The following is a 20934-nucleotide window of genomic DNA, read 5'->3' as shown; positions in this document are numbered from 1 at the left end:
GATCCCGCTGAAGTTCTTCTACGACGGCACCGGTCAGGTCGACTTCGATCAGGATTACTACGACACCATGTCCGAGATGTCAGCGGGCCCGTTCGGGGTGTTCCTCGGCCAGGTCAGCGACCTGCCGTTGGCCTTCCCGGCAGACGAGCCCGCCGCCGACGACGACGCGGCCAGCGAGAACGCCGGATAGGTCGGCGCGGGTTCCCGCTCGGTCGATGCCACCGGCCAGTGGCCCTGCGTCTGTGGGCGCACCGTGGAGTTCAGGCGCATCTTGGGCAGCGATTCCTTGTTCTCGACCTCGGACAGACTCACGATGATCAGCACGAACATGGTGACCACGCAGATCACCCCGATCAGCGGGCCCAGCAGCTGCATCGCCTGCGCGCCCGAGGGCGGCGGCGCGTTCTGGTGACCTTCGTGCGCGTGCATGGCCGACATGCCGGTGTAGTGCATTCCGCACACCGCCACGCCCATGATCGCCGCCGCGCCGATCGTGGCGGGAAGGCCCTTCACCCGCAGCGTGAACCACAGCGCGACAATGGAGGCGACCACCGCGATCACCATCGACAGCGACACCACCCACATGTTGTAACCGACCGCGGCGGTGGATTTCATCGCGTACATGCCGGTGTAGTGCATGCTGCCCACGCCGAGACCCGCGATCGTGCCGCCGCCGACCAGTGCGGCCAGGGTGGGCTGCGGCTTGTTCACCATGAACAGACCGATGCCGACCACGATCATCGCTGTCACCGCGCTGAACAGGGTCAGTGGGATGTCGTAGCGGATTTCGGAGCCTTCGATCGTGAAGCCGAGCATCGCGATGAAGTGCATGACCCAGATGCCGGTGCCGCCGATGGCGATCGCCGAGCTCACCAGCCAGCCGGTGCGCCCCTGTTCGGCATTGCGGCCGCGCGCGGCGCACTGCAAACCGAGCAGGCAGCCGACGAAGGACATGAAGTACGCCAGGACGGGAGTGATCCACCCGTAAGAGAAGTGATAGATGTCGAGCAACGCCGTGTGAACCCTCGAATCAGTGCCGCAGCTCTGCCACGGCACACCGAAATCCGACCGACGACAGACAATACTGTGCCGCGGGCAACATTTTGGCTCTGGACGAGCGTCCGGTTTGTTTTTGAGCTACGACCTGGGGTTATGCCGCGAGATGGTGAGCTGATTCACGTTTAGCCACGCTAACTACTGGCTAGGGTTGATCTTGCTGACGGGCCGTGGCATTCAGCCAGTTACTACCTTCACCCCTGCTGACCCGACCGTCGCGATTTCTTCGCGCCCATGATGTCGGTCCACCACGATTGCAGCGGACTGGGCTCGGGCCAGTGGACGGTCGGGTCTTCTTCTTCGGGATCGGTGGGCGTCAGGTCGGAGGGGTCGTCGGCGAGATCACTGGTCATGCGAATGTTCCTCGAAGCGATCGACGGTGCGCTGCGGCACCGACAGAGCAGGAATGGAAGCCGTGACTCGGCTCGAGCACCTACGGCCAACCGTACACGGCGCCGGTAAACCACCGGTCTCGATTCAACCGCGCACCACCACGATCCGAGTTCGCTTCCGCAGCAACCGGTTTGGTGATCTCACTTGGGCACGAACACACCCGTCAGATCGGCTTCACGAATAGGAGTGTCGGGGTTGGCCTGCGCGCCACACATCAGATCTATTGCGGCGATGGACAAGTCGACGGTGTTCGGGTCGGTCTTGGCGTTGTCGCCGCGCTCCTGCTCGAGGAACTTGGTCACCGTGGTCCGCCGGTCGTCGGGGTTCTGGGCGGTGTATTCGCTGCACGGGGTGTCGCCGCCCTTGTTGACCGCCTTCTCCACCTGATCGCAGCCCGTGGCCAGCAGGGCGGTCGCGGCGAGTGCGGTTGTCATATAGCGCAGTGTCGTCATGTGGCGGGTTTACCCGGTTTCGCCCGATGCACGCAGGGCGAATCTTGTACTGTCGCAAACAGATCAGATGCTATGCCGCTGGTGGTTCCCGAGCTGGGTGGGCGCCGCTGTCACAGTCGCAGAGGAGCAAGGCTCATGGCCGAAACGCAGACCCCGATGATCCGGACCGACATCCCCCATTCCGCGCGGATCTGGAACTACTGGATGGGGGGCAAAGACCACTACGAGATCGACAAGATCGCCGGTGACGCCGGGCTGGCGGTGGATCCCGACATCTCCACCATGGCCGTGCAGTCACGGCAGTTCCTGATCAGGACCGTGCGGTTCCTGGCGAAGGAGCGTGGCATCAAGCAGTTCCTCGACATCGGCACGGGGCTGCCCACCATGCAGAACACCCACGAGGTCGCCCAGGGCGTGACCCCCGACGCGCGCGTGGTCTACGTGGACAACGACCCGCTCGTGCTCACCCACGCCCGCGCCCTGCTGACCAGCACCACCGACGAGGGCGTGACCACCTACATCGACTCCGACTTCCACGATCCCGAACAGATCGTGGCCGACGCCCGCAACGTGCTCAACTTCAACGAGCCGATCGCGGTGATGTTCATGGGCGTGCTCGGTCACGCCAAGACCTACGACGATCTGCTGCGCATCGTGCGCACCGTGATCGGCGAGGTGCCCTCGGGCAGCTACCTGATCTACTGGGACGGCACCGACGACAGCCAGGCCTACGTCACCCTGTGCGAGAACTACACCGGCACCGGCGGCACCCCGTATGTTCCCCGCCCCCAAGCCCAGATCCGCGGCGTCTTCGACGGCATGGAACTGGTCGAACCCGGCGTTGTCTCGATCACCCAGTGGCGCCCGGAGACAACCCAGGTCGGCGAGGTCCGCCCGATCTCCGCCTACGGAGCGGTGGCCCGCAAGCCCTGACCGACACCCACATCGCCGAGCCCGTCCCACCTTTCGCCGTGCGGCTTCGGCCGTAGGTGGCGGTGTCGGCCCGGCGGTTCCGCTAGTGTCCGAACAGATTCGTCTGAAAAGGTGCTGGTCGGAAGGATTCCGGTGTCGCTGTCACGTCGAAAGTTGTTCGCTGCCGCCGCGGCTGGTGGTGCGCTGGCCGCGGTCGGCATGCCTGTCGGGCGGGCGCAGGATCGGCTGGGTGCCGAGGAGTTCTCCGCGCTGGCCTCGCGCGGGTACAACCGGCGGTTTCAGGCGCGGCCGACGAACATCTTCGTGCCGGGCAGCACCGAGGAGGTTCGGCGCGCTGTCGCGGACGCGGTGGCGCGGGATTCGCGGATCGCGGCGCGTTCGGGCGGGCATTGTTTCGACGATTTCGTGGACAACGCGCAGACCCGGTCGCTCATCGACCTCGGCCGGTTGAACGCGGTGGGGTGGGACGAGCAGCATCGCGCGTTCTCGGTGGGTGCGGGTGCTGACATCGGGTCGGTGTACAGCGCGCTGTACCGGTGGGGTGTCACGTTGCCCGCGGGGATCTGCCTGGGTGTGGGGATGGGCGGGCATGTGTGCGGTGGTGGTTACGGTCCGTTGTCGCGACGGTTCGGTTTGGTCGCGGATCATCTGGCCGGGGTGGAGGTCGTCACGGTCGATGATGCTGGTGAGGCGAATGTCGTTGTCGCGACAAAGGATTCGGCTGACCGCGACCTGTGGTGGGCGCATACCGGTGGCGGGGGCGGCAATTTCGGTGTGGTGACGCGTTATCTGCTGCGGTCACCGGACTCCGACGGTTCCGACCCCGCGCTGGCGTTGCCGAGACCGCCGCGCACCATGCTGAACGCGCGGCTGATCTTCCCTGTCACCACCCAGGATTCGTTCGTGCGCTTGCTGGGCAACTACCTCGAATTCTTCGAACGGCACAGTGCGCCGGGCAACGAGTTCGCCGGTCTGTACGCGCCGTTGATGATCAGGACCACCGGTACCGGCGCCGCCGAGATGTTGATTCTGCTCGATGGTGAAACCCCTGATGCGCGAAGACGATTCGACGATTTCGTGGCGACGGTCAGTGCTGGTGTGTTCCCGCCGCCGATTCTCACGCCCGTCGCGGAGCTGTCCTATCCCGACACCGCGGCACAGGCCTACTACGCGAAGGGTGTGAACACCACCCGGGTCAAGGTGAAAGCCGCCTACCTGCGCAAGGCCTACTCCCCCGAACAGCTGCGAATCTTCTACCGCTACATCACCGATCTCGGTTTCCTGGGCGAATCGCAGCTGGAATTCCTGCCGTTCGGTGGGGAGATCAACGCGGTTGCCGCCGATGCCACGGCGATGCCCGCGCGTGATTCGTTCATGAAGATGCTCATTCACGCGTCGTGGCGGTTGCCCGGCGACGATGACCGGTATGTGCGGTGGGCGCGCGAGATGTATCGCGACGTGCACGCTTCGACGGGCGGTGTTCCGGTTCCTGGCGGGGAGTATGGGGGCAGTTACATCAACTACCCGGACCCTGATCTGGCCGACTCGGCATGGAACACGTCCGGATTGCCGTGGCACGCCTTCTATTACGGTGACAACTATGCGCGGCTGCTGCGAGTCAAGCAGGCATACGACCCGAAAACTGTTTTCCAGCACCGTCTTTCGATCGGTCGGCCCGACTGGTGATGGTCAGGTGAGGGCGAGCACGCGACACGGGCCGCCGGTGCCACCCGCGTGCTTCGGCGCGCCGATGACGACCGTGGCACCCTTCGCCGGCACAGAGGCGAGGTTGGCCAGCATCTCCACGCCGTAGCGACCCGCACCCAGAAGTGCTGTGTGCGCACCGTATTCGGGATCGACGCCGCAATCGAGACTGAGCGTGTCGACTCCCGCCCCGACGATTCCGCATTGTGCGACAAGGTATTCCGCTGCCGCGGCGGAGAATCCAGGCGCGTGTGGCGTGCCGCGCTGGTCGAGGTTGAGGAAGGTCGACGGTTGCGTGATGCGCTGTTCCCACCCGGAATACATCGCCACGAAGGCCCGCGGTGGAATCTCTCCGTGCTGCGCACGCCAGCTGTCGATATCGGCGACGGTCACCACCGCATCGGCGTCGGCGGCGGCTTTGGCACTGATATCGATGACGACCAGCGGCGCGACCAGGTCCTCGACGGGCAGGGCTTCGGTGGTGGCGGCGCCGGGGATCCGATGTGCGGGCGCGTCGATGTGCGTGCCGGTGTGCTCCCAATATCCGAGCGCGAACTGTCCGAACCCGCCCGACGCGTGCCAGGCCACGGGCACCATCACCATCGGCGGATTGCCCGGCCACACCGGCAATTGTGGGGTGAGGGTGTGCGTGAGGTCGACAACACGGGAGCGAGGCGCGGCGACAGCGGGTGCAGCGGCGGCGACGACGGCGGTCAGTCCCGCCAGACCGAACAGCGCCCGTCGGCTGGGACGTAGCGCACCGTCGTGGGCGAGACGAACGATCTCGGGCGTGCACATCGGACTCAAGATAGTCCAGTGCAGCAGGTCCGGCGCCTACTTACCCGGTTCTCCACCGACAGGAATCAGGGCTCGGTGCAGATTGTCGGGCCCCAGACCACGCGCGAGCCCGAAAAACATTGCAGCACAGCCGAGTCCGGACAGGACGAGACCGATAGTGAAGATCGCCGGATACCCGGCAAGGGTCTGGAATGTCAGGAAGCCGCGATGTCGGGCAGATCTATGGCGATCGCGGTGCGCGCCTCCGACAGCGTTGTGCGGCACTCCGATTCGGCCGCGGTGATCGAACCGCTGGGTGCGCCGTGGGCGCGCAGGTCGACCAGGCGTTCGCAGGCCGTCAGCGCGGCGCCGAGCACCCCGTCGGCGAGATCGGGCCGATACAGCTCGATTCCCGCCACCGCTCGACGCAACTCACTCAGCGCGGTCTCGGCTTCTTTCGAACGGGTGCGATCACCGGCCGCCCGCAATAACCGAGCGGCCGCCAGAAAGGCGCGACAGGCATCGACATACTCCTTGCGATGACCGTCTCGGCGATCGACTTCGCGCATCTTGATCGCCAGTCGCGTGGCATTACGAGCGCTGAGCAGACCGTTGGCGACCACGGCCACATTGCCCACGATCGCGACCGCCGCAGTCAACCACAATTGCAGTGTCATCCCCCCAATGAACCACGAACTTCCCGACCCCGCAGGATCACCATCGCGCGGCCCCGACGCCGGTGCGCGGCGCGACCACGATACTGTGGGGCAACGATCGGCCAGTGGGAGAGTCAGGTGTACCGGACGCCGGAGCAAGTCGAACCGTCCGGATCGGGGCATCCGCACTGGATCACCGTGCAGACCACGCGAACGGTGCTGATCGTGGTCCACACCATGACGGCGTGGAATCGACTGGCGGATATCCTTCCCGTTTTCGATTCCGACCGCCGAATTCAGCTGCTCTTCACCTTTCCTGATGTTTCCCACGTGACAGGCGATGTGGAACGCCACCTCGACGAATCCGGGGCGATTCGCATTGCGTGGAGCCGCGCGATATCCGACGAATTCGACCTGGCGATATCGGTACATCACAGCGGTGATCTTCATAAAATTTCTGCGCCTTTAGCTGTGCTTTCGCACGGAATTGGCTATACTAAAATAGCTCAGGAAACAGGAAACAGGAAACAGGAAACAGGAAACAGGAAACAGGAAACGTCTACGGCTTGGGGCGGCGGTGGTTGGTGCGGGATGGGTCCATTCCCGAAGCCATTGTTCTTTCGCACGAAGACGACCGCGAACGCCTGGCCCTGACAGTCCCCGAAGCCCTGCCCAACGTCGTCGTCGCCGGCGACCCCTGCTTCGACCGTATGCGAGCCAGCCGTCACCTGATCCACGCCTACCGCACGGCACTGGGCGCCACCGCCGACACCACCGTGGTGACCGTATCGTCCACGTGGGGACCGGGTTCGGTGCTCGGCCGGCATCCTGACTTGATCAATGACCTGCTCGCCGAACTCCCCCTCGACGACCACATCGTCGCCGCGATAGTCCACCCGAATGCCTGGTTCGCGCACGGCCCGTTGCAGCTACGCACGTGGTTCGCCGACGCGCTGCGTGCGGGCCTTCGCCTCATTCCACCCGTCACCGGCTGGCAGCACACCGTTCTGGCCTCCGATATCGTCATCGGCGATCACGGCTCGGTCACCGGATATGCGGCAGCACAGGGCATTCCGACCGCGCTGGCCGCCTTTCCGCGTGACGAGGTAGCCGACGGCTGCACCATCGATCTGCTGGGAAACCTGGCGCCGACACTGCATCCCCTGCGGCCCCTGCCCGAGCAGATCGCGCGGACGATCACCGAGTACGACCCGGGCACGATGGGTGACCTGCGCGCATCGGCCACCTCACACCCCGGCGCCTGTCTCGATACGCTGCGAGCCACGTTCTACCGCCTGTTGCAGTTGCCCGAACCCGATCGCATCGCCCCTGAATTTCCCTATCCCGCAAGTGATCTCGTGCCTTATCAGGAACACGTCGGTGCCTGCTGGATATCTTGTGAATGGAACCCGGACGGTCTGGGTGGCAATATCGCGCGAATCCGTCGCTGGCCGGCCGACGTCACCGCACGTCGGCGACGCGGTCACCGCACCACCGACGCGACACTGGTCGTGCACGAAGACCATCCGCGACGCGATCTGAGCGCCAACGCCGATGTGGTCGTGGTTTCGAAAACAGACGCCGATTCCGACGAATTGCTGTGCCGCACACTGGAACAGCGGCCCGGATGCTCGATGGCTGTGATCGAGGTCGGTCCCGGACGAGTGCGGCTGCGATACCGGAACGGCACCACGCTGGAGGCGTTCTCACAAGGCTCGCTCACCGGGCCGCTGCCTGTCGCCTACATCGCCGCCGTCGCGCACATCGACCCGGACACAGCCGCCGGTGAAGAACCAGAGGCCTACACACTTATGGTCGGAGAGCACCGAATTACGTTCTCACTCACCAATATTGACTCCTCTCCTGAGTAGCCCAACCCCGCACACGGACAGTCGACGCGTGGACAGGCGCCGTATACAGTGAGGCATCCGTCTCGAAGGCCGGTCGCGGGGAGGGCATGTCAGTGAGCGCGAGCATGGTCCCGCCGTGGGCCGATCCTTTCCTGCCTCGACAGCCCGTCATGGACGACATGGCCGCGCAGATCGAACTAGACCACCACCGCGGCAAACCAGCCCTGTTGTACCTGCACGGCCTCGAAGGACTCGGGGTCTCGTGCACCGTGACCCAGTTCTGGAACCGATACCAGCACCTGATCAACGGCCCGCTGGTCTGGCTGTCCGGACGCCACCCCGACGGCAACACCGTGCCGCTAGGCGAATTGCTCTCGCGCGCCCTGCTGAAATTCGCAGTGCCAGAAGCCGATCAGGGGACCACCGAGTTCGAGAAGGCCGATAGTTTCCAGGCCGTGGCCAGCAGCCACAAGAAGTTCCTTCTCGTCGTGGACGACATCGACAATATCGCCCAGATCCTGCCCTTCATCCCGGTCGACGCGCCAGACGCGATCATCATGGCCACCAGCGCTTTGCGGTCCAGCACACTGGAGCAGCGGGGGTTCGCACCGTTCACGCCGGACCTGCTGTCCGCCGAGGCGGCCGAGGAGCTGTTCCGCGCCGGGCTCGGCGATACCGCCCTGTCACTCGACGATGCCACGATCGACCAACTGACAACGTTCTGCGGCGGTATCCCCCTGCTGATCAAGGTGCTGGCCGCTCAGATCTGCGGCAGGCCGCCGAAAGCGCGAATACTGTTGTCGCAGTTACGCAAGTCAGGCGTCCGGCTGCTGAAGCTCGATGACGAACAGCGCATGCAGCGCTTCCTCGACACCGCCTACGACAACCTCACCGACGCCGAGAAAATCGCGTACCGCCGCCTCGGTTCCCTCCCCGCAGCGCATTTTGGCGTCGACGCGGTCGCTGCGATCCTCGGCATCGAAGCCGACGCCGCCTACGAATTGCTCGAGCGCCTCACCGAGCTGAGCCTGCTCACCTGCGCCGACCCCGCCCGTGACCGCTTCGCGTTCCACCCGGTGCTGCGCGACGACGCACGTGCCCGAGCGCTGGCCACCGATGACCCGAATGTGTTGCGGCAGGCCGTCGAAGACTGGGTCACCTGGTTTCTGCGCGAAGCGTTGCCCAGGGCCGCGGTGATCTCGCAACGCTGGTGGGTGTCGCCGGTGTCGGACCTGATGGTGGCCCTGCATCCGGACGGCGTTCCCCTGTTCACCCGTCCGGCGGCGCTGGCGTGGTTCGACGCCGAGGACGCCAACCTCGTTGCCGCAGTACGAGCCGCGCACCGGGCTGAACTGCACGACCTGGCCTGGCCGTTGTGTGTCGCCCTGTGGAAGTACCTGCACCTGCACGGCCGGTACGAGGCCTGGATCGACACGCACGTGCTCGGCCTGGCGTCCGCGGAAGCAGCAAATTGCGACCTGGGCATCATGCAACTGTCCTCGCAGCTCGGCAGCGCCTACCTGGAACTCACCGAGTACGCCGACGCGCGCGAATGCTTCACGCGCGCACTGCAGTTGGCGCGCACCACCGACCACCTGCTCGGTGAGCAGAGCGCGCTCGAGTGGCTGGGCAAGATCGCAGCGGCGCAGGGACAGTTCGCCACCGCGCTGGCGGCGTACCAGCAGTCGTGGGACGTCGTCGCCGCCTCCGGCAGCCGGATCAGCCCCGCCGAACAGGCCAGGGCATTCGCTATTCTGCTGCTGCAGCGTGCTCGCGCCGAATACGCCTCGGGCAACCTCGCCCGCGCGGTGACCGACGCCCAACAGGCCATCGACTACTTCGTCGACGAACCGACCGAAACCGACAACACCGCGAAGGCCCGGCTGATCCTGGGACGCGCACAATCGGACCTCGGCTCGACCGACGAAGCGATCGCCACCTTCACCGCCGCTTTGCGAGGTTTCGAGGCAGAGGACGTGCGTAAACAGCAGGCGCACACCCGCCGCCTACTCGGCGACGCCTACCGCGCAGCGGGCAGCCCGACCGAGGCCATCGACCAGTACCGCAGTGCGCTCGACTACTACCGCAGCGTCGGCAACGCGCTGGCCGACGCTGTTGCCCGCGCGATCACCGAACTGTCCGGGACGCCACCCACCGAGTAGGAAAATCACCGGCGATCGCGCACGCTTACTCTCGAAGGTATGGAGTTCCGCAGAACAGCGTTTCTCGTCGTGGCTGTCGGTGTGGTGTGCGCGTGCACTGCCGGTCCGGAGGACGGCTCGCAGCTGTCGACCACCCGGACCGGTTCGTCGGGCGTCAACTCCACTGTCACCGATGGGCTCGAGGCGCCGTGGTCGATCGCCTTCCACGGCGCGACCGCGCTGGTGAGCGAGCGGGACAGCGGGCGGATCCTCGAAATCGGTTCCGGCGGAACGCAACACGAGGTGGGCGTCATCGATGGTGTCCAAGCGGTAGGTGAGGGTGGACTGCTCGGAATCGCTGTGCGCGATGGACAACTGTTCGCCTACTACACCGCCGCCGACGACAATCGCATCGAGCGCTTCGACCTCACCGGAGTACCGGGCAGCCTCCAACTCGGCAGCGGGACAACAATTCTCACCGGGCTGCCTGCCGCGACCAATCACAACGGCGGTCGGATCGCATTCGGTCCCGACGGGATGCTGTACGCGACAGTCGGCGATGCGGGCAACCGCGCAGCCGCCCAGGATCGCGCCGCCTTCGCCGGAAAGATCCTGCGAATGACCCCGGACGGAAAAGCCCCTGCCGACAATCCCATCCCCGGCTCGCTGGTCTACAGCTACGGTCACCGCAACCCGCAGGGCATCACGTGGGCTCCCGACGGCCGGATGTTCGCCAGCGAATTCGGTCAAAACACTTGGGACGAACTGAATCTCATCCAACCCGGCGGCAACTACGGTTGGCCCGAGGTCGAAGGTCTCGCCGGGCGCGCGGGTTTCATCGACCCCGTTCAACAGTGGAAACCGTCCGAGGCCAGTCCCAGTGGCATGACGATCATCGACGGATCGGTCTACATCGCGAACCTGCGCGGCGAGCGACTGCGTCAGATCCCGCTCGACAACCTCACCCACTCGACCGAGCATCTGGTCGGCGAGTACGGGCGTCTGCGCGATGTCGCCGTCGCCCCCGACAGTTCCCTGTGGTTGCTGACCAACAACACCGACGGGCGCGGCGATCCGGCCGCCGGGGACGACCGGATCGTGCGCCTGCCGATCGACAGGTGAGGTTCAGCGCTGCGGGTGCAGCACCAGCACAGTGATCTCACTGGGTGCGAAGACCCGCATCGGCGGCCCCCAGTAGCCGGTACCGCGACTGGTGTAGAGCTGAGTGTTGTCGGCGTGCTTGCTCAAACCCTGGACCACCGGCTGATCGAGGCGGACCAGATAGTGGAACGGCCAGATCTGACCGCCGTGCGTGTGCCCGGAGATCTGCAGTTCCACCCCGGCCGCGGAACTGTCGGCGACCTGTTTCGGTTGGTGCGCCAGCAGAACCACCGGCAGCGCGGGGTCGGTGCCCGCGAGCGCGGCGGGCAGGTCGGGGCCGTGACCGGCCACGTCGGCGCCCGCCGGGTCGTCGATACCGGCCACGACCAGTCGGTCACCGTCGCGATCGACGGTTCGGTGCGCGTTGTGCAGCGGCTGCCAGCCGATGGACGCCATGTAGTCGATCCAGCTCTGCGCGTCGTCGAGGTACTCGTGGTTACCGGTGATGTAGAAACGGCCCAGCGGCGCTTCGACCCCCGCGAGCGGCGCGACCTGATCGCGACGCTTGTGGACCGAACCATCGACGAGATCGCCTGCCAGACCGACGATATCGGGCCGCTGCGCATTGACCCTGTCGACAACTCCCTTCGACCATTGCTCGCGATCCAATGCCGCGAAGTGGGTGTCGGTGATGACCACCACACGCAACCCGTCGAGCCCGTCGGCCAGCCCCGGAATCGCGATATCGACGGTGCGCACCTGCGGGATCCGCCGCGCCTCGTACACCCCGAACACGCTGAGCCCCAACGAGACAACCACCACGGCCACCGCCACACCCCGGGTGGTCCGCAACCCTTTAACCCCCGCGACACCGAGCCCGCCCCGCACCACCAGCCCGATCAACGACCAGACGAAAACCACCCACAACACCCCGAGCGCGACGTCACCGACGATCGCCGCGGGATCGAACTGCGGCGGCCCGTGCCCGAGGACCATGGCGACAGGGACACACACATACCCGACAACACATGCCCCCGTGCCGATCCGATACGCGGTCCCGCTGCGCCCGGTCGGCCCCGCGACCAACACCCACCACGGCACCGCGAACATCACTGCCAGGACCAGCACGATCGATATCAGAAGTACAGCGGTGCCCACGAGTTCCCGTCCCACACAGGGCCACCCCGGTCGAGCGGCACTGCCCCCGATCATTCCAGCTCGGGTTCGCGGGCTTCGGCGGCGTCCTGTGTCCGGCCATCGCGATCACGGTCTCAGCGGATCCGTTCGTCGCACCGGCGATCTCTGATTCCTCCCACCTCCCCAACAAACAAGAGCACTGCTCTTGCTTTGCCCGCGCAGGCGTGCGACCATTGCTCCAAGCAATAAAAGAGCACCGCTCTCGTAAATGAACGGTGCGGATCGAAGGAGCATCATGTCCTCACCCGCTCGTCTCCGAAGCCGCATGGGCGCCGTCGCCTTCGCACTCGCGGGGGTCCTGTTCGTGATCTACGAGGTCGCCGCCCCGCGCGTCGCCGACCAGACCACGCTCGAAAGCGCCCAGTCATGGGCGAGCACCGGCTGGTCGCTGGCCCATCTGGCCGCGATCATCGGACTCGTCCTCATCCCGCTCGGATACAGCGCACTGCGCGACCATCTCGCGGGCACCCGCAACGAGGCCACGGCCGCGAAGGCCACCACAATCGGCTACATCGGGTCTGCGCTGACGATCTCGTACTACGGCGCGGAGACTTATGGCCTGGCAGCGATCGGTCGGCGGGCGGTAGCCGACGGCGACGCCACGCTCACCGAGGTCGGCAACGCCTTCCGGTACGACGCGACCGCGATGACCGTGTTCGCGCTCGGCCTGACACTGATCGCGGTCGCCGCGGTCCTGGCTGCGGTGGCGGTGTGGCGTTCGGGCACGCTCGATCGTTGGAGTGGCGTCCCGCTCGCGGCGCTGCTGGTCACGATGCTGCCGCAATTCTTCCTGCCGCAGATCGGCCGGATCGCCTGGGGCGCGATGGTGGCAGCGGCGACCTTCTGGCTCGCGGCACAGCTGTGGAATAACACCACCCGGCACTGATCCACCGCATGATGGTGGGATGGCCGAGAGGGTGAACGTATGCGCGCACTGCTGATTCTGCTCATCGTGCTCGCGATCGCGCTGGTCGTGGGCGATCGGGTCGCGGTCGGGGTGGCGCAGAACGAGATCGCCCGCAAGATCGCCGCCGAATACCACCTCCCCCACCAACCCGACGTCGTAATCCGCGGGATTCCGTTCCTGACCCAGGCCGTGGACGGCAACTATCGCCACATCGACATCCGGGTCGGCGACTGGAGTGGCGAGGGCTTGTCCGTCCACGACCTCAACATTGCGTTGAACGATGTGTCGGCGCCGTTGGCCGACATCATCGACAATCGCACGTCGAATCTCGTCGCGGGTACGGCGACCGCGACGGCGGTGGTGCCCTATGACGTCGTGCGGAGCTTCGCGCCCGACGGGGTCGAATCGATCTCCGACAGCCCCGACGGTCTGCGCGCGACCGGCACTTTCTCGGTGGCGGGGCTGCATGTGCCCGCGACGGTGTTCGTCACCGTCGCGCCGGTCGAGCAGGGTATCGAGGTCACTCCGGTCTCGGTCCAACCCGCGGCCGGTGGGCCGACGATTTCGCTGACCATGCTGCAAAGCGCCCTGACCTTCGTCGTCCCGCTGCAACGGCTGCCACTGGGCGCCCGGCTGACCGCCATCCAACCGGGCGCTGACGGGCTGCACGTTACTGCTGTGGCCCACAACGTCCGGTTCGACAGCTTGCCGTAAGCGTGAATTATGTTGTTGCACTGCGGGATTAGCGCTCAGAGTGTCGCAAGGGCGCGCCAACTTGGTGCAGGTGCGTCAGTGCCTCGCGGTACGAGGCGATCAGGCCGGTCTCGTGATAAGGCACGCCGATTTCGGCGCAGTAGTCGCGCACGATCACCTGGGCGTGACGCAGGTTCGGCGTCGGCATGCTCGGGAACAGGTGGTGCTCGATCTGATAGTTGAGACCGCCGAGGGCGATGTCGGTGAACGCGCCGCCGCGCACATTGCGGGAAGTCAGGACCTGGCGACGGAGGTAGTCGGGTCGATCATCGCCGGTCAGCGTCGGCATGCCCTTGTGGTTCGGGGCGAAGATGCAACCCATGTAGAGGCCGAACAGGCCCTGGTGGACGGCGATGAACGCGAACGCCTTGTCCGCGGGCAGCACCGCGAACAGCGCGGTCAGATAGAGGGCGAAGTGCCCGAACAACAGCGCACCTTCCACACCGCGCCGTTTGACCGATTGATTGCGCAGCGCACGCACACCGGCCAGATGCAGGTTGAAACCCTCGAGCAGCAGCAGCGGGAAGAACAGGAACGCCTGCGCCCGCCCCACCAGCCGCACCAGACCACGGCTGGACCGCGCCTGCCGCTGCGACCAGACCAGAATGTCGGGCGCGACGTCGGGGTCCAGTTCCTCGTGGTTCGGATTGGCGTGATGGCGGGTGTGTTTGTCCTGCCACCAGCCGTACCCGAGGCCGATACCGGCATTGCCGAACAGGCGGCCCACCAGCTCGGTCGGTCGGCGCAGTCGGAAGACCTGGCGGTGCGCGACGTCGTGCATGACGAGGGCGACTTGGGCGAAGGTCACCGCCATGAAGGCCGCGACCAGCAACGTCCACCACGAATCGCCGATGAGGAAGAACGCCGCCCAACCCGCCGCGAACGCTCCCCCGACGAGGCTGAGTCGCGCGGCGTAATAGCGGGGACGGCGGTCCATCAGCCCGGCGTCGGAGATTCGGCGCAAGAGACGGGCGTAATCACCGTCGGCGCCACGCCGCGCCTGCCGTGGGGTCGACTCGGGAATCAGAGCAGTCATAGATCGTCCTCAGAGCGTGAGTCGGCGACGCCCGCCGCTTGCCTGGGGCGCCGATTTCGATACTCCGAAGCTATCGACGGAATTCTCGTCGGCCGTAATCCCTTGGTAGGGGATCGAATCGGACTGCGGGTTGATATCTGAGGGCTGGTTGTCGGACTGCACGACGGGGTCACCGAGGCAAATGCTCGGTTATGCCGCCTCTCGAGAGCAATCACACATCGACTGCCCCCGGCGCGCATGTTCTCGAGATCTAGGGGTTCAACAGTGACGCCGGTGGGTAAAAAGACTTCGATACCGTTCGCGAATCCGGCGAACGGGACGTCTTAGCGGGCGTTTCACAGTGTGGAGTACAGGTTGCTGAAACTGATCGAGCTCATGCGAAGACCAGCCCCGACCACGGTCGCCACCGAGCCATCCACCGAGGTGGGGGCGCTGCAACCCGGCGATGTGGTGGTCACGCCCAAGCGTAGCTACCGGGTGGTCAGCACCAGTTTCGCCGACGACGCGCGCCGCGCGGGTCGCGTGGTCGCCGACACGGTCGACCTGGTGACCGGGCGGCTGCGCGTGCTCGATTTTCCCAGCGCCGACACCATGGTCACCGTCAAACGGCGCGGTCAGACCGGTCGTTTCTGGACATCCAGCGGCGGGCGCGTCGTAGCCTGAGCGCCGTCGGCGGGAACCACGTCGTCCTCGACCACACGGTGGTGATCGTCAGCGCGCGCACGTTCGGCGAACCTGATGTCACGGGCGCTGCGCACCGACAGGCGGCCCAGCGAGGTCGCGGCGAAGAACAAGATCAGCGCGCCGAGGCCGTAGAAGTACGTCAGCTGCAGTAGCGCGCGCTTCAGATCCGTGGTGGCAACCGGTTCACCCACGGCGCCCAGGCTCAGTGACGCGGCCAGGAACGGCCCGATCACGAACCACGCACCCGCCGCCACCGACAACCAGCCACCGAAGCTGGCCACCAACCGGTTGCGGCTCATCAGCATGAGCAAACCACCGACGATCGCGACCACGCCCGGCAACACCTGCAACCAGCCACGCGCCGCCGACCACGCCCACGCCCGGTCAGGGGTGTACGCGAAGTCGAAATACGGGCCGAGGAACGGGATCAGCGCGCCCCAGATTCCCAGCAGCAACACCGCCAGCCCGCCCAGCGCACCCCGGCTGCGGGGAATACGCAACCGTCCACCGCGCACTTTCTCGCCTGCGTCCACCATGACGTCTCCCTACATCGACAACCGAAGTATCAGGCGCATACCCCCAGTTCGACCGCCTACGCACCGATAACGCAATCGCACCCTGTGTTGTGATCGCGGCTGTTTCTGACTCTCGCGAGCAGGTACGCGCCGAGTCCGGCACCGGCGGCGTTCATCAGCACGTCGTCGACCGACGACACCCGTCCGATATCCAGGACGAACTGAGCGATTTCCAGGGTCGCCGACAGCGCCGCGCCCAGCGCGAACATTCGCCACACCCCGGTGAAGCGAGGACAGCGCAGCGGAAGCAGGAATCCCAGCGGGAAGAAGATCGCTAGATTCGCGCCGATCTGCACCACCGTGTCGAACGACAACGCGCCCACCGTCGCGGTCAGATCGTGCAGCGGGATCGCGCTGACCGCGCGGGTGCCACCGGTCGGTGTCAGGATCATCCAGACCCACGGCAGCGTGCCCGCGACAATGCCCATTTCGGTCAGGCTGTGCCGCAACGCAATTGGTCGCGGCACGCCCACGCGCAATCTCCACCACACCAGCAACCCCACGATCACGGGAAGCATCGCGACCCCGATCCCCCACACCACCAACACCGGCCCCCAGGCCTGCCACACGTGCCCCATGCACGAAACTTACGTCGCTGCCGTGAGATCCGGCGACCGGCGTGCCAGACTGGCGACGTGAGCGAGCCGGTGAACAAACCCATGGGGACGCAATCGAAGACCGAACCGCGACGCGACCGAGGGGACGTGATCGGCGGCGGGGTCCTATGGCTGGCCAAATGGTCGCTGTGCATCGTGGCGATCGCGGCGGGCGCGTGGGTGCTCGGCACGATCATCGGCCAGCTGTGGGTGATCATCCTGCCCGTCGCGCTGGCCGTCGTGGTGACCACAATTCTGTGGCCGCTGACCCGCTGGCTGACCGGACGCAAGGTACCGCCCGCGCTGGCCGCGACGATCACCCTGGTGGGATTCCTCGGGCTGCTGGGCGGGGTCATCGCGCTGATCGTGCCCTCGGTGGCCGATCAGGCACCCGAACTCGCCGACAAGTCCACCGACGGCGTCAACCAGATCCGCGACTGGATCCAGGGACCGCCGCTCAATATTCGCGACGAACAGCTCGACTCCGCGGTCGACGCGATCGTGGCGCGACTGCAGTCCAGCGGCGCGCAGATCGCCAACGGCGTGTTCAGCGGCGTCTCCACCGCCACCTCGGTGCTGATCACCGTGTTCCTGCTGTTGGTGCTGGTGTTCTTCTTCCTCAAAGACGGCACCCGGTTGCTGCCGTGGATCGGCCGGGTCTTCGGCAATCCGAGCGGCCGTCACATCGAAACCGTGCTGGAACGGGTCTGGGCCACGCTGGGCGGGTTCATCCGTACGCAGGCGATCGTCAGCATGGTCGACGCGGTACTCATCGGCTCGGCACTGTTCATCCTCGATGTGCCGCTAGCACTGGTGCTTTCGGTGATCACGTTCGTCGGTGGGTTCGTGCCGATGGTCGGCGCGTTCGTGGCGGGCGCACTCGCTGTGCTGGTCGCGTTGGTCGGCAACGGGTTCACCACCGCGCTGATCGTGCTGTGCGTGGTGTTGGCGGTGCAGCAGTTGGAAGGCAATGTGCTGCAGCCTGTTCTGCAGAGTCGCAGCATGGAATTGCACGCGGTGGTCGTGCTGCTCGCGGTGACCGCGGGCGGGTCGCTGTACGGCATCACCGGCGCTTTCCTCGCGGTGCCGGTGGTTGCGATGGTTGCGGTGGTCGTTCGGTACTGCGGTGAGCAGATCGACGCGGCTACCGAACCGGAAGTGGACGAGGCAGCGGACGCTGATCCTGGTGCGGTGCCGGAGCCGGATGCACGGTGACGGCGTAACGCCGGCGGGGCCGGATCCGACCGCATTAGTGTGAACTGGGATACCGAGGGCAGGGCGGAGGGCACGTGACAGCTGGTCGGATGAGACGAACAGCTGCGGTGGCCGGGGCCGTCGGGGTCCTCGGGTTGCTCGGATATGGCGGCGTCGCTGGCGCTCAGCCGGGCGTCGTGCCTGGTGAGGTCACTGAGTTCGTGGCGGCGCCGGGAGACCATGGGAATGGGAACCCTGGGAACGGCAACGGCAACCAGGGCAATGGTGGCGGTAACCAGGGCAACAACGGGAACGGCAATCAGAACCCCGGCAACGGCAATGGCAACCAAGGCAACGGCGGCGGTAACCAAGGCAACAACGGCAACCAAAACCCCGGCAACGGGAACGGCAACCAAGGCAACGGCGGCGGTAACCAAGGCAACAACGGCAACCAAAACCCCGGCAACGGAAATGGCAATCAAGGCAACGGCGGCGGCAATCAGGGCAACAACCCGAACCCCGGCAGTCCGCCCGGCCCACAGGCACCTGACCCAGAACCCGCACCCGGATCCCCCGGCGAACCTCCCGCGCCCTCACCACCCGCCCCGCAGGCTCCCCAACCCGCCCCGCCAGCACCCGGCGAAGCACCGGGCAACGCCTCACCCGACGGTGGCGGTGGCGGTGGCGGTGGCGCTCCTCCCGTCGCCCCGCCCGCCGAATCCGCTCCCGACGGAACCGGACAGTCCCCCGCGCCCCCAGCAACACCTGGCAACCCACCCGCCGCACCCGCACCCGCTGGCGGCACGCCTACCCCCTCCCACCAGGTCGTACCCACCAGCGACACCGGCATCCTCCCCGAGCCCGACCTCCTCTCGGTGCTCGGCGGCCTACTCGCCCTTGGCATCGCCGGCGGCGGATCAGCCGTGGTCAGTTTCCAAGGCGCCGCAGCAGCCCAAGCCCGCATCAACGCCGCCCGCGCCGAGTTCTTCGGCCCGCGCGCATAGACCTAGCCCAGATCGAACAAATTCGGCTGCCCCGCCCGAAAACGCGCGGCGTCGGCCTGCCGTAGCGGTTCGAACGCCGGAATCGACTCCCTGGTGAACAGCTGGGCGGGAGTCGCCGGGGACCCCGCCGCCGCGAGCAGCGCGTTCGCGGCCGTGCGCCCGGCTTCGTTGGCACCCTCCATGGTGGCCAGGTCGAAGTTGGTCTGCACGTAGTCAGCGGCCAGGAACAGGTTCGGGACGCGGGTCTGTGCGGTGGGCCGGTTGTCCCACGAGCCGATCGTATTCACCAGCAGCGGTTCATCATTGGTGTTCTCGTACCCGTTCCACACGATGCCGGGATCGAGCATCCATTCCCGAACGACGCCGTCGGGCAACTGGATTCGGCCGTCGTCGTTGAGAGCGGCGGTCATCTGCGCCCACGTCTCCTGGTAGATCTGCTCGTGCGTGCACTGCTTGGCGGGCTTGCCGAACAGGATGCCCGGGGTGTCCCAGTCGGCGATGTCGATGGTGAGTCCGTCGGCGATCGCGCCGTCACCGTAGACGGCGGAGTAGTCGACGTCCCAGAACGCGCGCTGGGTGTACGAGGTCAGCCGCCACGGCGCGTCGAGGTAGATGTTGTACCCCTTGCCGAGGTCGAGTTTCTCGCTGACGAACATCTGCAGGCCGTTCATCCAGTCCAGGTTCAGCGCGTCCATCCGGCCCAGCGCCGGGTCCAGTTCCCGCAGTTCCGGTGTCCACAGCGCTCGCGCCCGGTCGGTGGGCACCGCGCACACGTACCAGTCGGCCTCGACATGCGCGGAGCCGCCGGTCGCGCGCCGAATTCGAGCGCCACCGATACGCCCGTCGGTGACCAGGAGTTCCTCGAGCGCCTCGCCCGGCCGAAACTGCACGCCCATGCTCTCGAGCAGCGTGATCCATGGATCCAGCCAGGTCTCGTTGGTCGGCCCGTTGAGCACCTCGTAGACCTTCGGCCCGCCGGTCAGCTCGCGCATGAGCGCGATGAAGAACCCCTCCATCATGTTGCCCATGGTGCGGGTGCTGGCCAGGTATTCCTTGGCCGCCACCAGCGCCCGGGTCAGGCCGGTCGCGGCCAGGGCCTGGAACTGCGCTGATCTACTGCCCGCGCCGATGAAGTCCCACCAGCTCACGTGCTCCCACTGTCCGAAGCGACGTTGTTCGCTCGAGGTCAGATAGGTGACCACCCGACCCGCCATATGAATGGCTTCGGGCAACGGAATGAGGTTGTTCTTCATGAACACCTCGGTCAGAATCCGTTGCAGCCCAACAGGTGTGAGCGCTTCCTCTGGGTCGAAGTAGAAGCCGAACATCAACGGGAAGCCATCGGGCAGGTTTCCCGCACGCGGGTAACGCGGATCGGTGACCGAGAACGGAACCAGGTTGTCGTACACGGTCTTTCGCGTGCCAGGAACCGGGATGCGACGCATCGTGTCGTGCACGTGGTGATAGAACGAGGTGAACCCACGCGCACCATGTTCACCCGGCAAAGCCGCCCGCCCACCGACTCCCGTGCCGACCATCGGAATCGTGCGCGACTTCCCGCCCAGCTCCTTCCGGTCGTAAACCGTCACCGCGAAACCACGTTCGGCAAGTTCGTGCGCGGCAGTCAATCCCCCGATCCCGGCCCCGAAAATCGCAACGGAATTACCTGCCGGGCTATCGCGCCTGCGCGGACTCGCGTGCGCCGGGCCTGCCATCCCGACACCCGCCGCCATCGCGGCCGCACCACGCAGCAACGCACGTCTATTGACCTGGAAAGTGTTCTGGCGAGCTGCCATCCATCGACTCTGTTCACTGCGACGATCACGATCGTCACATGCTGACACAGGTTCACCCCCACGTGAGAGACATTTCTACGAATCTCTCACGAACACAATGCAATCGGACTGCTCCGACCGAACCACGGG

The 20934-nt window shown here is 65.9% G+C and carries 21 protein-coding genes; 11 read left to right on the top strand and 10 right to left on the bottom strand.

Features of this window, described 5'->3' with window-relative positions; translation table 11 throughout:
• Positions 1-57: 57 nt before the first annotated feature.
• From ACFWVD_RS09765 to ACFWVD_RS09755, 3 genes are all read right to left on the bottom strand, one after another.
• Entirely contained in the window at positions 58-1011 is a 954-nt protein-coding gene (locus ACFWVD_RS09765) for an MHYT domain-containing protein (RefSeq protein ID WP_379241623.1), read from the bottom strand.
• A 239-nt stretch (positions 1012-1250) separates the two neighbouring features.
• Positions 1251-1409, bottom strand: a complete 159-nt coding sequence (locus ACFWVD_RS09760) for a hypothetical protein (RefSeq protein ID WP_379241622.1) — start codon at positions 1407-1409, stop codon at positions 1251-1253.
• A gap of 180 nt (positions 1410-1589) precedes the next feature.
• Positions 1590-1883 (bottom strand): hypothetical protein, encoded by a 294-nt coding sequence (locus ACFWVD_RS09755; RefSeq protein WP_379241621.1) that lies wholly within the window; start codon positions 1881-1883, stop codon positions 1590-1592.
• Positions 1884-2036: 153 nt separating this feature from the next.
• On the opposite strand from ACFWVD_RS09755, the gene ACFWVD_RS09750 reads away from it, so the two are divergent.
• Together ACFWVD_RS09750 and ACFWVD_RS09745 are read left to right on the top strand one after the other, a co-directional pair.
• Positions 2037-2834, top strand: a complete 798-nt coding sequence (locus tag ACFWVD_RS09750) for an SAM-dependent methyltransferase (protein ID WP_379241620.1) — start codon at positions 2037-2039, stop codon at positions 2832-2834.
• 132 nt (positions 2835-2966) lie between these two features.
• Entirely contained in the window at positions 2967-4520 is a 1554-nt protein-coding gene (locus ACFWVD_RS09745; RefSeq protein WP_379241619.1) for an FAD-binding oxidoreductase, read from the top strand.
• Between the two features lie 3 nt (positions 4521-4523).
• Here the strand turns inward: ACFWVD_RS09745 and ACFWVD_RS09740 are convergent, their stop codons facing one another.
• Together ACFWVD_RS09740 and ACFWVD_RS09735 are read right to left on the bottom strand one after the other, a co-directional pair.
• On the bottom strand, positions 4524-5336 hold the full coding sequence (locus tag ACFWVD_RS09740; protein ID WP_379241618.1) for a cyclase family protein: 813 nt from the start codon (positions 5334-5336) through the stop codon (positions 4524-4526).
• Between the two features lie 194 nt (positions 5337-5530).
• Positions 5531-5992 (bottom strand): hypothetical protein, encoded by a 462-nt coding sequence (locus ACFWVD_RS09735; protein WP_379241617.1) that lies wholly within the window; start codon positions 5990-5992, stop codon positions 5531-5533.
• A 117-nt stretch (positions 5993-6109) separates the two neighbouring features.
• On the opposite strand from ACFWVD_RS09735, the gene ACFWVD_RS09730 reads away from it, so the two are divergent.
• The 4 genes from ACFWVD_RS09730 (at position 6110) to ACFWVD_RS09715 (ending at position 11084) form a co-directional block, all read left to right on the top strand.
• The gene (locus tag ACFWVD_RS09730; RefSeq protein WP_379241616.1) at positions 6110-6625 is read left to right on the top strand and encodes a hypothetical protein; all 516 of its coding nucleotides are present in this window, start codon (positions 6110-6112) and stop codon (positions 6623-6625) included.
• Positions 6556-7842 (top strand): hypothetical protein, encoded by a 1287-nt coding sequence (locus ACFWVD_RS09725; protein WP_379241615.1) that lies wholly within the window; start codon positions 6556-6558, stop codon positions 7840-7842. The genes ACFWVD_RS09730 and ACFWVD_RS09725 overlap by 70 nt, the downstream gene beginning before the upstream one ends.
• Positions 7843-7934: 92 nt before the next feature.
• On the top strand, positions 7935-9983 hold the full coding sequence (locus tag ACFWVD_RS09720) for a tetratricopeptide repeat protein (RefSeq protein ID WP_379241614.1): 2049 nt from the start codon (positions 7935-7937) through the stop codon (positions 9981-9983).
• Positions 9984-10022: 39 nt separating this feature from the next.
• Positions 10023-11084: a PQQ-dependent sugar dehydrogenase gene (locus ACFWVD_RS09715; RefSeq protein WP_379241613.1), complete on the top strand. Its 1062-nt coding sequence runs from the start codon at positions 10023-10025 to the stop codon at positions 11082-11084.
• A 3-nt stretch (positions 11085-11087) separates the two neighbouring features.
• Here the strand turns inward: ACFWVD_RS09715 and ACFWVD_RS09710 are convergent, their stop codons facing one another.
• Positions 11088-12236: a metallophosphoesterase gene (locus ACFWVD_RS09710; protein WP_379241612.1), complete on the bottom strand. Its 1149-nt coding sequence runs from the start codon at positions 12234-12236 to the stop codon at positions 11088-11090.
• 259 nt (positions 12237-12495) lie between these two features.
• Here ACFWVD_RS09710 and ACFWVD_RS09705 point away from each other — a divergent pair, with 259 nt between their 5' ends.
• The gene (locus tag ACFWVD_RS09705) at positions 12496-13146 is read left to right on the top strand and encodes a hypothetical protein (RefSeq protein ID WP_379241611.1); all 651 of its coding nucleotides are present in this window, start codon (positions 12496-12498) and stop codon (positions 13144-13146) included.
• A 39-nt stretch (positions 13147-13185) separates the two neighbouring features.
• On the top strand, positions 13186-13881 hold the full coding sequence (locus ACFWVD_RS09700) for a DUF2993 domain-containing protein (RefSeq protein WP_379241610.1): 696 nt from the start codon (positions 13186-13188) through the stop codon (positions 13879-13881).
• Positions 13882-13909: 28 nt separating this feature from the next.
• Here ACFWVD_RS09700 and ACFWVD_RS09695 read toward each other — a convergent pair whose 3' ends face one another.
• Positions 13910-14956: a fatty acid desaturase family protein gene (locus ACFWVD_RS09695; protein WP_379241609.1), complete on the bottom strand. Its 1047-nt coding sequence runs from the start codon at positions 14954-14956 to the stop codon at positions 13910-13912.
• 375 nt (positions 14957-15331) lie between these two features.
• Between ACFWVD_RS09695 and ACFWVD_RS09690 the strand changes: the two genes are divergently transcribed.
• Entirely contained in the window at positions 15332-15619 is a 288-nt protein-coding gene (locus ACFWVD_RS09690) for a hypothetical protein (RefSeq protein ID WP_379241608.1), read from the top strand.
• Here the strand turns inward: ACFWVD_RS09690 and ACFWVD_RS09685 are convergent.
• Both ACFWVD_RS09685 and ACFWVD_RS09680 read right to left on the bottom strand, forming a co-directional pair.
• On the bottom strand, positions 15571-16176 hold the full coding sequence (locus tag ACFWVD_RS09685) for a hypothetical protein (protein WP_379241607.1): 606 nt from the start codon (positions 16174-16176) through the stop codon (positions 15571-15573). The two genes, ACFWVD_RS09690 and ACFWVD_RS09685, sit on opposite strands and share 49 nt — an antisense overlap.
• A 56-nt stretch (positions 16177-16232) precedes the next feature.
• Complete coding sequence (locus ACFWVD_RS09680; RefSeq protein ID WP_379241606.1) at positions 16233-16793, bottom strand: VanZ family protein; 561 nt, start codon at positions 16791-16793, stop codon at positions 16233-16235.
• Positions 16794-16874: 81 nt separating this feature from the next.
• Here ACFWVD_RS09680 and ACFWVD_RS09675 point away from each other — a divergent pair, with 81 nt between their 5' ends.
• Together ACFWVD_RS09675 and ACFWVD_RS09670 are read left to right on the top strand one after the other, a co-directional pair.
• Entirely contained in the window at positions 16875-18026 is a 1152-nt protein-coding gene (locus tag ACFWVD_RS09675) for an AI-2E family transporter (RefSeq protein ID WP_379241978.1), read from the top strand.
• Between the two features lie 89 nt (positions 18027-18115).
• A complete protein-coding gene (locus ACFWVD_RS09670; protein WP_379241605.1) occupies positions 18116-19009 on the top strand; it encodes a hypothetical protein in 894 nt (297 codons plus the stop codon).
• A 2-nt stretch (positions 19010-19011) separates the two neighbouring features.
• On the opposite strand, the gene ACFWVD_RS09665 is transcribed toward ACFWVD_RS09670, so the two are convergent.
• Positions 19012-20805, bottom strand: coding sequence for an FAD-dependent oxidoreductase (locus ACFWVD_RS09665; RefSeq protein ID WP_379241604.1), 1794 nt, complete (start codon positions 20803-20805; stop codon positions 19012-19014).
• Between the last annotated feature and the right edge of the window lie 129 nt (positions 20806-20934).

This window comes from Nocardia sp. NPDC058666 (assembly GCF_042714895.1).
GTDB lineage: Bacteria > Actinomycetota > Actinomycetes > Mycobacteriales > Mycobacteriaceae > Nocardia.
This window is presented reverse-complemented; position numbering and strand designations above follow the sequence as displayed.